Origin of the sequence: Chryseobacterium scophthalmum (genome assembly GCF_900143185.1) — a bacterium.
Taxonomy (GTDB): Bacteria; Bacteroidota; Bacteroidia; order Flavobacteriales; family Weeksellaceae; genus Chryseobacterium; species Chryseobacterium scophthalmum.
In genome coordinates this window covers 1,261,014-1,277,374 of sequence record NZ_FSRQ01000001.1, presented here as the reverse complement: position 1 = coordinate 1,277,374, position 16,361 = coordinate 1,261,014, and the positions used below count along the sequence as shown (strand labels likewise).

The 16,361-nt window shown below is 32.4% G+C and carries 9 protein-coding genes; all 9 read left to right on the top strand.

Annotated features, from left to right (window positions below):
* Window positions 1–56 precede the first annotated feature (56 nt).
* The 9 genes from BUR17_RS05800 (at window position 57) to BUR17_RS05760 (ending at window position 16,335) form a co-directional block, all read left to right on the top strand.
* Window positions 57–3,986: a coiled-coil domain-containing protein gene (locus BUR17_RS05800; RefSeq protein WP_074229382.1), complete on the top strand. Its 3,930-nt coding sequence runs from the start codon at window positions 57–59 to the stop codon at window positions 3,984–3,986.
* A 482-nt stretch (window positions 3,987–4,468) separates the two neighbouring features.
* Window positions 4,469–5,953, top strand: coding sequence for a hypothetical protein (locus tag BUR17_RS05795; protein ID WP_074229381.1), 1,485 nt, complete (start codon window positions 4,469–4,471; stop codon window positions 5,951–5,953).
* A gap of 315 nt (window positions 5,954–6,268) precedes the next feature.
* Window positions 6,269–7,015, top strand: a complete 747-nt coding sequence (locus BUR17_RS05790) for a hypothetical protein (RefSeq protein WP_074229380.1) — start codon at window positions 6,269–6,271, stop codon at window positions 7,013–7,015.
* 681 nt (window positions 7,016–7,696) lie between these two features.
* A complete protein-coding gene (locus BUR17_RS05785; RefSeq protein ID WP_084550429.1) occupies window positions 7,697–9,013 on the top strand; it encodes an ATP-binding protein in 1,317 nt (438 codons plus the stop codon).
* A gap of 496 nt (window positions 9,014–9,509) precedes the next feature.
* Window positions 9,510–10,010, top strand: coding sequence for a hypothetical protein (locus BUR17_RS05780; protein ID WP_074229379.1), 501 nt, complete (start codon window positions 9,510–9,512; stop codon window positions 10,008–10,010).
* Window positions 10,007–10,447, top strand: a complete 441-nt coding sequence (locus tag BUR17_RS05775) for a lysozyme (protein ID WP_074229378.1) — start codon at window positions 10,007–10,009, stop codon at window positions 10,445–10,447. Before BUR17_RS05780 ends, BUR17_RS05775 begins: the two co-directional genes overlap by 4 nt.
* A gap of 217 nt (window positions 10,448–10,664) precedes the next feature.
* On the top strand, window positions 10,665–11,276 hold the full coding sequence (locus BUR17_RS05770; protein WP_074229377.1) for a hypothetical protein: 612 nt from the start codon (window positions 10,665–10,667) through the stop codon (window positions 11,274–11,276).
* A gap of 14 nt (window positions 11,277–11,290) precedes the next feature.
* Window positions 11,291–12,310, top strand: a complete 1,020-nt coding sequence (locus BUR17_RS05765; RefSeq protein ID WP_074229376.1) for a hypothetical protein — start codon at window positions 11,291–11,293, stop codon at window positions 12,308–12,310.
* Entirely contained in the window at window positions 12,310–16,335 is a 4,026-nt protein-coding gene (locus tag BUR17_RS05760; protein WP_074229375.1) for a hypothetical protein, read from the top strand. The genes BUR17_RS05765 and BUR17_RS05760 overlap by 1 nt, the downstream gene beginning before the upstream one ends.
* Window positions 16,336–16,361 lie beyond the last annotated feature (26 nt).

Here is a 16,361-nt window from a genome sequence, read left to right as displayed (position 1 = left end):
TGGTATTGCTGGAAATGTAATTTTAATAATACTAAACCAAAAAATTAATAAACGATATGTCAATACCATTAGATACAATTTACAGTTATTTTGAAACCGGAGATTTTCCAACACAGGAAGAGTTTAAAGAATCTTGGTCTTCATTTTGGCACAAAGATGAAGCTATTCCGATGATTAAAATTATAGGACTTATAAATCAACTTCAAAATAAAGTTGATAAAACAACCTTGGATGGTCATGTTTTGTCCTCAGAAGCTCATGCAAATTATTTAGCAAAAAAAGATGCTTCTAATTTGAATCCAGAGAATATTCAATCTTGGAAAAATGTTTTAGGAGTAAAACAATTACTGAATAATGTGGCAACTTTTGATGACGGTCACAACATTGGAAATGTTTACACAAAAGATCAAAGTGATTCTAAGTATATGTTTTTGAAGGATTTTTTGAATGATGAGAATAAAATTTTAGCCGAAAAAATCGAAGCTTTAGGGTTAACAACTTTAATTGAAGCTACAGAAAAAAGTATTGTAGAGTTTACAGAACGTTCAGACTTATATCAATTCGAAGACAACGATTTTATCGCCATTCCAGATTCAAAAGGAAATTTCTCATTGTATTTGTTTAAAGGTGGAGACAAACGAAATAAATCGAATTATTTATCAACCGGACTTTCAAATATTACCGTTGGAATGGTTGAAGGACTTCAGGGTGAATTGAATAAAATCGCAGTAATTCAGGGAGAATTAAGCAACATAAATATTAATCTTCAAACTAAAGCAGATAAAATTACGGTTGAACAGGAGCTCAGTAAGATAAAAATTATTGAGGATGGATTAATCAATGTGAATACGAATCTTCAAAGCAAAGCAGATAAAGTTGTAGTTCAGGAACAAGTTAACGCACTAAATACCGATCTTCAAATTAAGGCTGATAAAGATACAGTTTACACAAAAGATCAGAGTGATTCCAAATATATGTTTCTGCAGGATTTTTTGAATGATGATAAAAAGATTATAGCAGAAAAAATTGAAGCTTTGGGTTTAACGACTTTAATTGAAGCTTCGGAGAAAAGCATTTTAGAATTTGCAGAGCGTTCCGATTTATATAAATTTGAAGATAACGATTTCATCGCAGTTCCCGATTCAAGAGGCAATTTTGCTCTTTATCTATTTAAAGGAGGTAACAAACAAGATAAAAGTAATTATTTACCAACCGGACTTTCGAATATTACCGTTGGAATGGTTGAAGGTCTTCAAACTGAAATCAATAAGATTGAATTTGTACAGGGAGAACTCATCAATGTGAATACTAAACTCCAAATTAAAGCTGATAAAGCTGCAGTTCTTGAGCAATTCGGTACATTCACAACCAATCTTGAAACTAAAGCGGATAAAGCTACAGCCCAGCTTGAATTTAATAAAATAAAAGTAGTTGAAGACAGATTAGTTGATGTGAACGCTGATCTTCTAATTAAAGCTGATAAAGCCACGGTTTTTGAACAGTTTAATACATTAAGCACTAATCTTGAAACAAAAGTTGATGTAGAAATAGCTCAATTAGAATTTAACAAAATAAAAGTTGTTGAAACCGGAGTAGCCAATTTAAATGCCAATCTTCAAACAAAAGCGGACAAGTCTGTAGTTCTTGAGCAATTCGGTACATTCACAACCAATCTTGAAACTAAAGCTGACAAAGCTACAGCCCAGCTTGAATTTAATAAAATAAAAGTAGTTGAAGACAGATTAGTTGATGTGAACGCTGATCTTCTAATTAAAGCCGATAAAGCTACAGTTCTTGAACAGTTTACCACATTAAACGCCGATCTTGAAACAAAGGTTGATGCAGAAACAGCTCAAATAGAATTTAATAAAATAAAAGTTGTAGAAACCGGAGTAGCTAATCTGAATACCAATCTTCAAACTAAAGCAGATAAATCTGCAGTTCTTGAGCAATTTGGTACATTCACAACCAATCTTGAAACTAAAGCGGACAAAGCTACAGTTCAGCTTGAATTTAATAAAATAAAAGTAGTTGAAGACAGATTAGTCGATGTGAACGCTGATCTTCTAATTAAAGCAGATAAATCCACAGTTCTTGAACAGTTTAATACCTTAAATACTAATCTTGAAACAAAAGTTGATGTAGAAACAGCTCAAATAGAATTTAATAAAATAAAAGCTGTTGAAACCGGAGTAGCTACTTTAAATACAAACCTTCAAGCTAAAGCCGATAAATCAGCACTTCAGCAAGAAGTAAATAGGATAAAAGTAGTTGAAGACGGATTAGTCGATATGAACGCAGATCTTCTAATTAAAGCTGATAAAGCTACGGTTCTTGAGCAGTTTAATACATTAAACACTAATCTTGAAACAAAAGTTGATGTAGAAACAGCTCAAGTGGAATTTAATAAAATAAAAGTTGTTGAAACCGGAGTTGCTACTTTAAATACAAATCTTCAAGCTAAAGCAGATAAAGCCACAGTTCTTGAACAGTTTGATACCTTAAATACTAATCTTAAAACAAAAGTTGATGTAGAAACAGCTCAAGTAGAATTTAATAAAATAAAAGCTGTAGAAATCGGAGTTGCTACTTTAAATACAAACCTTCAAACAAAAGCCGATAAATCAGCACTTCAGCAAGAAGTAATCAGAATAAAATCTGTTGAAGATGGGTTAATCGATGTGAATTCAAATCTTCTAATTAAAGCTGATAAAGCCACAGTTCTTGAACAGTTTGATACCTTAAATACTAATCTTGAAACAAAAGTTGATGTAGAAACAGCTCAAGTAGAATTTAATAAAATAAAAGCTGTAGAAACCGGAGTAGCTACTTTAAATACAAACCTTCAAGCTAAAGCAGATAAATCAGCACTTCAGCAAGAAGTGAATAGGATAAAAGTAGTTGAAGACGGATTAGTCGATATGAACGCAGATCTTCTAATTAAAGCTGATAAAGCTACGGTTCTTGAACAGTTTACCACATTAAACACGACTCTTGAAACAAAAGTTGATGCAGAAACAGCTCAAGTAGAGTTCAATAAAATAAAAACTGTAGAAACCGGAGTAGCCACTCTAAGTTCAAATCTTCAAGCTAAAGCTGATAAAGCCACGGTTCTTGAACAGTTTAATACCTTAAACGCCGGTCTTGAAACAAAGGTAGATGTAGAAACAGCTCAAGTAGAATTTAATAAAATAAAAGCTGTAGAAACCGGAGTAGCCAATTTAAATGCAAATCTTCAAACTAAAGCCGATAAAGCTTCGGTTCTTGAGCAATTCGGCACATTTACAACGAGTATTGAAAATAAAGCAGATAAATCTACAGTTCAGGAACTGAATGCCAATCTTCAAACTAAGGCAGACAAAGCTACGATTGAGCCAGAGCTGAATAAAATAAAAATTGTTGAAGAAGGATTAGCCAATGCGAATGCAAATCTTCAGATTAAAGCGGATAAATCTACAGTTCAGGAACTGAATGTGAATCTTCAAAATAAAGCTGATAAAAATGCATTAGAAAATCATCTTTGGTCATCAGATTCTCATGTTAGTTATTTAACGAGAAGAGATGCTTCCAATTTAGACTATGAAAATATTTATTCATGGAAAACGGCTTTAGGTATTTTAGATTCCACGGAACCTGGAAGAAAGTATAAAATTTACAGAGCTTTATTGCGTATAGATGAAAAATCTTTTGAACCTCAGTTTATTGTATTAGAAAACACGATTGGAGATATTTACTGGAGACGCGAAGAAACCGGATTTTATACCGGGGTGCTGGAAAAAGCTTTTCCTGAAGGCAAAGTTTGGATTAACAGCAAAATTAATATTCCATTTAGGAGATCATCTCCCGTAGATTGTATGTCTTTAAGGCTGGATGATCATGTTGTTGGGCTAAATGTTTTTATGATCCAAAAAGACGAGTCTATTCCTGTTGATATGGTAGGACACTTCGGAAATATTGAAATTTTTGTTTATAATCAAGAAAAATAAGAGGTACTGCAACTACAGGATAGGAGGGGCGAAAAACTTTTATAAGAGCAAAAAAATGATGAATTTTGAACTTTCAATGATAGGTAACAATTGCATTCCAAAAAGCAATTCAATTATATAATAATTACTAAAAATATAATCTCAATCGAGTAGGATGTCCTTTAAAGGGAAACCTTTTACTCTTGAAATATTGGAATTTTCTGATGTGTGAGCATTACAATTTCGTCCAAGAACAGAATGATAAGGCATGGCTGAACTGTTATTTCTTTTTTAAGAGCAGAAAAAGAATTCTGTGAAAACAGAGAGTTGATTCTTTAAAAAAGTAGGAACTCCAGTTAGGGAAAGACTTTCAAGAAAAACAACTTCGGTCGTTTTGGTAAGGCTCTCCAATGTGGATAACCTTTCGGTTAAGGTTTATTTTTCAGTAATTAAGCTAATTAAATTTTCAAAATTTCCTCCTTAAAAACAAAATAAATTACAATATGAAATCAAAAGAAGAATTAAAAAAATTATTCGAAAATGGAGATAGACCTACACAGAAAGAGTTCTGGGAATGGCAAGACTCTTATTGGCATAAAGAAGAAAAGCTCGCTGCAGATAAAATTGATTATGACTTTTCTAAAAAAGCAGATCTGATCGATGGCAAAGTTCCAGCTTCTCAATTACCTGATGTAAGTGGAAATGATACATTATCAGATGTAATGAGTAGAGGAAATATTGCAAATAAGGAAATAAAGTTTCATGATAATGCAAAATTATGCTACGATATACCGACAGAGTCTTATTTATTCACAACCGGGAAATCAACAACAGCAACAGGTAAATATAATACAGCTATTGGTTATAATGTTCTTTCTAAACAAACTTCAGGATATGAAAATGCAGGAATAGCTAATCAGACTTTGGCAAATCTAACAACCGGATTTTACAATGCTGCATTTGGTAATTTTGCACTTAATAAAGTAACAACTGGGGGAGCAAACACAGCAATAGGTTATGCTTCTTTTTTTCCGTTGGTAGATGGCAATGTAAATGTAGGATTAGGAAACAATACTGGTTTTTCCCAAACAAATGGTCATAACAATTTGTATGCTGGTGGTCTTTCAGGTAATAAAATAAGAAGAGGTAATAAAAATACGTTAGTAGGTTCTTTTGCAGGTTATAATTTAGGTGCAGTCAGCAACGCAAGTGAGTGGAATTTGAATACATTTATAGGTTACAATTCCGGTAATACGACCCATGCTAGTGGTGTGTTAGGTAATAATAATGTTGTGATTGGTGCTAATGCTCCTTTTGGAGGCAATCAAGATAATAAGTTGGTAATTCATTCTCAAGTTGATACATCAAGACATGATTTAACGCTTCCTTTAATTAGTGGAGACTTTGTTGATAGAAGTTTGAAAATAGGAGGTAAACTTAGTATACATCCTACTTATATTACAGATGCAACAAATAATACAGACTTTACTAAAGTATATGTAGGAAATGAAAATGGTGAATTTGGTTGGATTGATAAAACTGGCTTAAACGCAACTACACCTACATTACAAAAAGTTCTCGATAAAGATAATACTGCTTATAATGCAGATGAAAGTAATATCATAACAATTGATCCAAATTCTCAATTTTCTACATATTTAATAAACAAAGAGACTGGTGAAAGTTCTAGTATAGTAACTTACCCTGAATATTTAAGCATGCAAAGAGTTTTTGATTCATCAGGTTACGGTACGGGAATTACTATTGAAAAAGGTGGATTAAACTATCTTGAAGATTATTCTCAACGTCCAGAGTTCACTGAGAGAACATTAGTCGATAAAGCTTACGTTGATGCTTCCTTCACAAGAACTGAAGATATTGAAATTACAGATTCTACAAAAGGTATTATACTTACTTCGCCTATTGGTAATAGATTTAGAGTCACAGTAGCAGATGATGGTACATTAACAACAACTGCTTTCGATTAAGGATTACTCTTTTCAGTGATAAACTAAATACAATTTTCAAAGATTTTAAAACATTAAAAATGTTTAATTACTGCTTTTAGAGAAAGCAGAAAACAAAAATTTATCAGAAAGGATAAAGAAGATTAACTGTGGAATCAAATCAAAAATTGTTTAATTATTAAAAGAATAAGAGTTACTGCAACTACTGAATAGTGAGGCCGAAAAACTTCAATAAGAACAAAAAATAGATGAATTTTGAACTTTAAATCATAAAGAAATTAGCTCCGGAAAACAAGCATATTAAAAACATAAATCATAAAAAAAATTAAAAATGTCATGGGAGAAAAAAATAAATTCACGCAAAGAGAGGAGCTGAAAACCTATTTTGAAACAGGTAAATACCCTACACAAACTCAATTTGGCAGATTCATCGATAATTATGTGCACTTAAATGAATTTAATTTCGGATTGGATGTAAAAGCGTCAGGAAATAATAAGAAAAAATTTTATCATTTCTATATAGCTGAAGATATCGAAAAATCAGGCAGAGGACATATAAACATCGAAGATCTAGAAGAAAAAGAACCAAAACAAATAGATAAATATGTACATGTTTTAAGTAGAAATGTTGTTTATAAATGTTTAAACGTAAAATTATTAACTGAATTAGATATAGATAAATATCAACCTAAGATTATCATAAAACGTTACAAACAACAAAAAACACTTAAAAGCGGTTATGAAAAAAGCGCAGGATTTTATCAGGAGCTTCCTTTGGATGCAGAATCTTGGGGCAGACAATCTGAATATCCTGTAACGTCTAATGAAATGGTTATAGACCTTAATCCTATTAATTATTTCAAACCAAATGTAGATTACAAAGAGTTTTCTCCATCAGGAACATTTACCAGACCTGGTTCGTTTAAATATTCAACACATCATAGAAAACCATATTCTCTTATTCAAATGTTGTTGGAAATTGATGTTAATGGAACAAAATTGAGATCACAACCGGTTAATATAAAAATTATTTTAGGATCTCGAGATGAGGATGATTTAATCAACTATATCATTAATTCATAAAAAATATAATCTCAATCGTACAAGATTTTCAAAACAAATGTTTTGACATTTTAGGTAAGAGTCTGGAATGTGAAATACTTTTCAAGTGAAGATTATTTTTATTCACAAATAAAGAAGAGTAAATTTTTTTTATCAAAAATAAAACAACAAAAAAACAATGAAAAATGAGATGTTACAAAAGTTATTTTTATTCATAGGTGAGCAACTTTTCGGTTGAGGTTTATTGAAGAAAACCACAAATAATGTGGAAACATCAATAAAATACCTCAATTAAGTAAGATGCTCTATAACGGGAAGCCTTTTGCTTTTGAAATATTGGAATTTTCTGATGCACGATCACCAGAATTTCATCCAGGAAGCAGAATGATAGATTTAGTTTTTAAGATCTATTATTTTCTTTCAAGAGTAAAGAATGATTTCGTGAAAACGGAAGATTTATTCTTTAAAAAGTAGGAATTCCAGTAAGTGAAAGACTTTCTAAAAAGACTGTTTCGGCAGTTTAGGTAAGACTTTCTAATATGAATTGCATTTACTTTTAGTGGCTAATTAGTAAATGTTTTTAAAAATTAAAAAGGTCAAAACAGGATTAACCAACGCATTAAAGAGAAAGCCAAGATAAAGAATTTATTTAAAGAGATGAAGAAGAGTAAATTTTAAAAAATTAAAAAGACTAAAAAACCAATGGAACCAGAACAAATACAAAAATTATTTACTCATTTAGAAGAGGTTATTACATGGCGTATCAATAATGCTTCAGAAGATTTTAATACCGAAGCGCCCGAATTTAAAGCTAACGACCATGAAGGCTTTCAATTAGGAGATTATATTTCAGCGAAAGCGCTTACACACCAGGAAGTTGTGATTCTTTTAATGGCTTTATTACCGCGATTAGATCCGTCATTGCTGAAACGCATTTTTTTAGAATTTCCAAATAGTACACTGTTTGATTATTGTTCGAGCAATGATAATGGCAGACTTTTTAATCCTACCATTCAGGCTGTTCAATATATTTTAGGGGGAGAGAATATTTCAGAACGATTGAAAGTGCTGGATTATTTCAGTCCAAAATCAGTTTTAATTAAAGAAGAACTTATTGCATTTTCAAGTTCAGCTCATGAGCATACGCCAATAAATAGCCAGTTAAATGTTCATCAGGAAGCTTTTAATACTTTAATATTCGGAGTAGAATTATTGCCAAAAATGAGCAACGATTTCCCGGCAGAATTATTACATACCGATAGATCGTGGAATGATTTAATACTTCCTCAAATCACGTTAAACGAACTTCAAACTATTGAAGACTGGTACAACAGCAGCCAAATCTTGATGGAAGATTGGAACATGCAGAAAAAACTCAAACCGGGTTTCAGAGTGTTATTTTACGGAGAACCGGGAACCGGAAAAACTCTTGCAGCGAGTCTTTTAGGAAAATATACGGAGCGTCCTGTTTTCAGGGTTGATGTTTCTATGTTGGTCTCAAAATATATCGGAGAAACGGAAAAACAATTGGCTAAATTATTCGATAAAGCCGAAAATAAAAACTGGATCTTATTTTTTGATGAAGCAGATGCTATTTTCGGAAAGCGAACGTCTGTAAAAGATGCTCATGATAAATATGCGAACCAGGAAGTTTCTTACCTGTTACAGCGAATAGAAACATTTTCAGGGCTTATTATTTTGGCATCCAACTTTAAAAATAATATGGATAAAGCCTTTACGAGACGTTTTCACAGCTGCATCAAATTTAATAATCCAAAACATGAAGAGCGACTGCGTATCTGGCAACAAAATTTACCGGAACAACTTCAGCTTGAAGAGATTAATTTAAACCAAATTGCCAAAAGATACGAACTTACCGGTTCTAATATTATGAATGTCATACAAGATGTTAGTTTAAAAACAATCGCATCGAAAGCTCCTGATTACAAAGTAAGTGTAGAGATGCTTTTAGAAAGTATCAAAAAAGAATACGTGAAAGAAGACAAAATATTTACGTAAAATAAGCTGGAAGAGCGAGGTTGGATGGTTTTAGCCTATAATTTGCAGAGACAGCAAATACATTGAAAGCTTGTTTAAATTTTAATAGTTGGTAATCGCAAAGGCGCAATTTATAGTATAAACTGTTTTAGGGCGCAAGGATTTTATCTGCGATAAAATTTTAATTGTTTTATTTTTAAATCCTTTTCGAAATTTTTTAGTCACACTGAGCGAAGTCGAAGTGTTTTGCGCCTTAAAAACTAAAAAAGATAAAGAATTTGCGCCTTTGCGTTTCCAACAAAATATTATTTTATAAAAGTTTAAATAGATTTTGAATGAAGTCACTATTAAAAAAAATGAAAAACTTGGGGATTTTTTTATAAAAACAATAAATCCTCTCTTCCAGTTTCTGGTCTCTTAACCTAATAATTTCAAAAAAATAAAGCTCATGAAAGCAAAAATTCTGCTGCTGATTTTATTCAGTGGCCTCATATTGTGTTGCCGAAGTAAACATAAAATGACAACGACTTATCAAGAAAACAAAAAAGAAACGGAACAAGTAAAAGTAGATTCTGTAAGTGTTAAAAATATACAATCAGCTCAAAATACCTCTGTTGATGCATTGTTAAAAGAAAAGAAAAACGAAATATCCGGGGAAATATTGATTACAGGAAAATCTGATCCATCCAATCCTTTTGTTTTTCATAATGTAGTTGGCAAAGACACCATTCAAAGCATTTCGATCATTGGAAATGCAGAATACTCGATCAACAATCATTATACAAAGGTTGACAATAAAAAATCGGAGGTTAAAAAAGAAAAATTTACCAATATTATTCAGGATTTGGCTCACAATACTGTTTCAAGGGAAAGAATAAAAGAAGCTGATTCTGCAGTTTTTGAAGAAACAAAAACAATAAAAGCGAATGGTCCTCAAGCCGGAACCTGGATTGTCATTACAATCGTTATCTTTTTTTTAATCTTCATCTTTTTCATCTATAAATATTTTAAAAAATGAAAACATCACAAAAAGGAATCAATCTGATTTTATCATTTGAAGGATTCAGTTCCAAACCTTATCTGGATTCAGCAGGAATCCCGACAATTGGCTATGGAAATACGTATTATCCGGGTGGAAAAAAAGTAACCATGAAAGATCCTTCCATCAGCAAAGAAAAAGGAGCAGAATTATTTTCATCTGTTTTACCAACGTATGAAAAAATAGTGAAGAATAAAATTAAAATTATGCTTACACAAAATCAATTTGATGCTTTAGTATCGCATACTTACAATACGGGAGGTTCTGATACTTTATTTTCTTTAATCAATAAAAAAGCAAATTCTGAAATCATTAAAGATTGGTTTACTTCGAGATATACTACCGCCGGAGGAAAGACTTTAAACGGTTTGATCCGAAGAAGAAAAGCTGAAGCGGATTTGTTTTTTGCAAAATAGAATTTTAAAAACTGTAATTGGTATTTTAGGATTAATTCTTATCGCAATACAATAAAATGCATGGTTTTCTTGATGATGACCATGCAAATAATTTACTAATAGATAGGATGATAAAAGAGGGATAAAATATAAAATCTCATTCAAGGTAATCAGCCTATGAATGATACAGACTTTTTCCTAATTATCAATTGTATCAAAACTAATTTTCAATCATCAAATGAGTACACCATTAAATACAATCTTCAGTTGGTTTGAAACTGGAGATTTTCCGACGCAAACACAGTTTAAAGAAACATTTTTATCGTTTTATCACAAAGAGTATTTAATTCCTAAGGAAAATATCGAAGGCCTTAAAGAAGTTTTTCAATCATTTGAATTGGAGATAGAAGGTATTAAAAAGAAACTGTTATCTGATGATTTGTCTTTGGATGAGCTTCAGGAAATAGTCGGTTTCATTAAAAAAAGCCGTGAGGATATTGAAGCTTTAAAAGCTATTCCAATAGGAGAATCAAGAGAAGATAAAGTAAAGCTATTACTTGACTACGATTGGTTGCAAAGCCCGAAAAATCAACAGGAATTTAATAAGCAAATCTATGATAAAGTTTTGCTGATCTCACAGACCCCTACAAGTGCAGTGGTACAAATTACCCAAAGCACAGTATTTTCCAATGTTCTTGAAACAGAAAATGTAATTATTCAAGCCCGGGATAGTGTTACGGGTAAAAAAATAAATATTGACGATTATGCAACTAACCAGACCATAGAAATCAATATGTTAGGAAATCTTCCTAACCCCATTAACATTCTCATTTTAAAAGTTAAACCATAAAAAAATAAAAAACCATGAACAACAACGCAATAATAAGTAATAACGCACATCAGGATAATTTTTTTGGAGAACTGAAACGCACCCGTTTTCAATATTTTGATACACTTCCAAGTACAGATAATGTACCTGCAGGTTGGATTATTGATTATAAACGTCAGTTGCATCAATGGAACGGAACCGAGTGGATTGATTTGGCTCAAAATTATGTACATCCTGATTATCCGCTTACAAATAATCCTTTTCAGACAGATCAGACCAACGGACTTCTGTTGCTGAGTCAGATCTTGACCAATAGTTCAGGGCATGTGATTAAAGTAGCGGGCCGAAATCTTACCAATGCAGATATTGTTTCTATTTTCTTGAATGATGCCACTAAGTCTAATACATTTACATGGTCATCAAATAAGATTAAAACGTATGTCGAAAACTTTATAGGACAAAGTCTTACAGGAGCGTTGATTTATCAGCCGGGAGGTTATATTCCTTCAACTACCAAAGGTTCAATGACGGTTCCGTCACCAATGACATCAGCGAGCATCAAAACGGGTATGGTTTGGGTAATCACAGCAAATGGCTGGGTTGGGAATGAGCCTGTTTCTATTGGTGATCATCTTATTGCCAATATTGATAACGCTACCAATGTTCCTGCAAATTATCAAATTATAGAAAAAGGCATTCCTGACATTGTAGATGCTACAGAAACAGTGAAAGGGCTTATTCAAATTGCTACAGAAGCTGAAGCTATTGCGGGATCTGATGTCTTTAAAGCAATGACTCCAAGATCTACAAAAGTTGTTTTGGATGCAAAAATAAAATCTAAAACAGTGCTGATTGGAGATGGCTCTTCCGTTACTTTTCCCATTAATCATAATTGGAATACCAGGAATGTTGATTATACCTGCTACCGAAATGCAGATAACAGAAGAATAAATGTTAGTTGTGTCCCAATTACAGAAAATGATGTACAGATAGATGTTTTGGCACCTTTAACACCGAATGAATACAGAATAACCTTAACCGCAAGATTAGATTAATGATAGCTCCAGAATACTTTAATAATCACGTCTCCGTTGAAGGCGAGATTATCGTAAAAAGTGTTCCAAACGATGCTGGTTTTGTGTTGGTTTGGAACCCTACTACAAAAAAAATTAGTAGAAGAACGCATGCAGAAATAGCAACCGATTTAGGCGTATTAACTGATTCTTCCTGGAATAATATTACAGGTAAAAAATGGTTTTATACATCTGGGGGTTACGCTGAACAAAATCATTCATTAAGTGTAAGGTCTACAGATGGTTCTTACCCAGGTATTGCATTTTGGAGAGAAGGTGTGGATGTTGGTAATATAGTTTACACAGGAGATGATTTTGCATTTCTTAAAAACGATACTGGTACAACAGCTGCTATTAGTGCGGCAGGATTTTATAAATCAGGTTCAGATAATAATTATTTACTTTTAGGAGGAGGTGGTCATAAACTTGTTTCAGATTTTGCACTAACAACTGATTTAACAGGTTATGTTACCATTAATACTTCACAAGAAATTGAAGCAAGAAAAGTCTTTAGACCAGGAACAGGTAATACTTATGATACAGCATTATTAGAACTTAGAGGAAGTAATACTAATGGTATATATCCTACATTAAGTTTTCATGTACCTGGATTTTATGCAGCCACATTGAGTTTTAGGTCTAATGGATTTAATTTTATGAGTGCTAATGCTGATTCACTTACTGATGTAAATGCAGCTAAATTCATAAAAGGTGGCTCTAATGATTCTTATGTGCTGTTAGGTGGTGGCGGTCACAAAAATGTTAGCGATTTTGCAAGTAATAATTATATTGATTATACTGATGATAGAATTATTACACCAAGTGATATACCTTCAAAAAAAATTCAATATGGATTTACATCTTGGGATAATAATAATAGTTATCCTTATGCAGATTTTTTACATTTTGGAGGTTATCAAGATGGTTCAGGAGGAAATCAAAATCTTATCATGTTTAATAAGAATGGTTTTGGTTTTAGGCAGTATCAAAGTAGTCCACAAAATTCAAATCTATATACAGACTATATTGATTATTGGCATACAGGAAATTTTAATCAAGGATATGTTGATGAATGGGTTAATAAAGCTAATGAAGGTATTGTTTCAATACCTATGCTTCAAAATCAATTAATCAACTATGTCACTATAAATACACCTCAAACAATAATTGCTAATAAAAACTTTGCACCTACATCAGCAGTTTCATTTTTAGGAAATGATGTAAATAATGTACATGTATTTAGACAGGCTTTAGGTAATACAGGAATTGTTTCAGGACATGAATATCAACACTACAACACAATATGGAAAGTAGGTAATAAAAGAGGTGGTAGTGACAACACTTTAGGTTATGCATTTGAGTTATCAACTAATGGTGGTGGTAATACTTATAATGAAAAAGTATTAATACAACCTGATAGCAATATTGTTACTTCTAATTATGGTTCTGCAGACCAATGGAATGCCAAGGTGAATCAAAGTCAGTTAGATAATTATTTACCTTTATCAGGTGGTAATTTAACACAAGGAGGTATAATTGATGCAAGAGGAAATATTACAATACAACAAAGTGATGTTGGAGGTAATGCATCAGGTATATGGTGGGATGATATAGCTAATACTGATAGAATTGCTGGTATAGGTACATTAACTAATAATGGTGAAGTAAACATATTATATATGGGTTGGGGTGCTACACCTTGGCAGGAAACTACTTCACTTTCAGTAAGTGATTCTTTATTTAAATATAAAAATAGAAATATTTGGCATGAGGGTAATTTTGACCCAAATACAAAAGTAAATAAAGCTGGTGATACTATGACTGGTGCTTTAAATATAAAAAGTAATACAGGTATAGTAGGTAGTTTTAAAGGATTAAATAATGATTCAAATTTTCTTATTTGGAGAAACTTTGGAGATACCAAAGATATTGCTTATATAGGTGCTGATGGTAATTCAGCAGTAGGAGGAGGAGGAGGTGATGGATTTGGAATAGTTGCTCCATCAGGAAGATTACAACTAAATGCTCAAGATGGTGTTTTTATAAATGGTGCTACACCTTGGACAAATGTTAATTTTAATCCAGATTTATATTTAGCTGCAAGAGATTTAAATAATAATGCTTTAATAGCTGAAACAACTTATCCAAATTCAGTTACTTATCATGCTGGAGACCCAGCTACAACATATTTCCAAAGTTATTATGGAACATCTTTACATATTAAAAGTAATATAGGTTGGTATAATAGATTAGATTTTCCTACAAATGCTGAGAAATTATTCTTATCTCAAGGTATTAATACTACTAATATGTCTCTGAGAGGCTATATCCCCATTATTAATATTAATGTAACAAATTGGGATTCAACCAATTTTAATCCTTCTTCCAAAGCCAATGCTCTAGAAAATGCAACAGGAATTGGTTTTTCAGCAGGAGAATATCCTACACTTGATGGTGGAGAATATCCTTATATGTATCATGGCAATAGTGGTTCTAATACACCTTTTGTTGCATTAGCTACTCAAGAATTTACGAATGCTAATTATCATAAAATAAATCATTCAGGTAGTCTTGCCAACCAATCTGATTCTAATGTAAATAAGACATGGTTTGATTATTCTTGGGCGGGTTCGGGTTCACCAGGCTCAGTAATAAATTTTTCTGGATTAGGTGGCTATTACGCTACAGAATTATTTGGTGAATATGGAAATGGTGGTAATAGGTTTGGGCTTAGAACTAGAAATGGCGATGCTGCTCAATGGAATGATCCAAGATGGATATGGCATTCAGGCAATTTTAACCCTGCAAGTTATGTAACACAATCATCTTTAAATACCCAGTTAGGTAATTACGCAACACTCAATGGCGTACAGACTTTTAACAACACCAATACATTTAATCAAAGTCCCGTAATTCCAAATGGTACATTAGGAAATCATGCAGTCAACTTAAATCAGTTATTAGATGTAGCACCACCTTATCATTGGAACTATGTAGGTCAACCGGCGATTACTAATAGACGAGTTCTAAGAGAAATGACCTGGAATAATTATGGAAATGGGCATACTATATTTGATATTTCAAGTGGTACAACTCCTTGGGGTGCTTCAAAATCAAATGTAGATGCAGAGCAACCGTGGACTCCTAGTTATCCAACATTAGTAGGAGGAAATGGCTCCGAAACTTATGGGGTTAGAGTAGATAGTGCAAGGAATTCGGATAATTTAGGCGGAATTTCAGCAGGTAATTACGCAACACAAGTATGGGTAAATACTAATTTCATTCCTAAGTCACATCCTGTATTTAATATAACTCAAGCTAATATTAATTCATGGAATGCCGGAACAGGAGGAGGAAGCTCACATACCCATTTCAATTTATCTTATCTAAATAATATTGACCAATATTTAGGAACTGGTCAAGCTCCACAGTTTGGTAGTGTTAGACTAATGGATAACTTAGGCTATGGTTTAATAGCTTTGGAAGAAGATCTTATTGGGGGAGAAGTAGGATTAGTAGATTTAAGTAATGATAGATTTTATGCTGGTAGAATAAATGAATATCTGAAATATGGTTCATCAGTTAATGGATTTGAAGGATTAAATATTCACTTTGATGCAAAGTTACTTGGTATCGGAAGAGAGATCGGTAATGATGAAGATAAAGTTCAATTAGCCGGAGATCTATCAGTAGATACTGTTGACTTTGATCACAATTCTAGGCAATTAGTTCTTAACCCTCTGTATAATGCAGATGGAGATGTAAGGCGTTCGAGAAATGCTCATATTTATATTGTAACAAGAAATCCTGTAAGATTACCAGACAAACCAATATTAGGACAAAGAATTGAGATCTTTAATGACAGTGACAGTGATATAGAAGTAACTCATGGTAATGTAGGTACAATGTTTAAGGTTCCAGCTTTTTGTAAAGTAACAGGTATAGCCGCTAATAAAGGATTCAGATTTGATGCAAAACCTGTTGATACAAAGCAATATGACATCTAATTAAGAAAACTCTCTCTAATTTAATT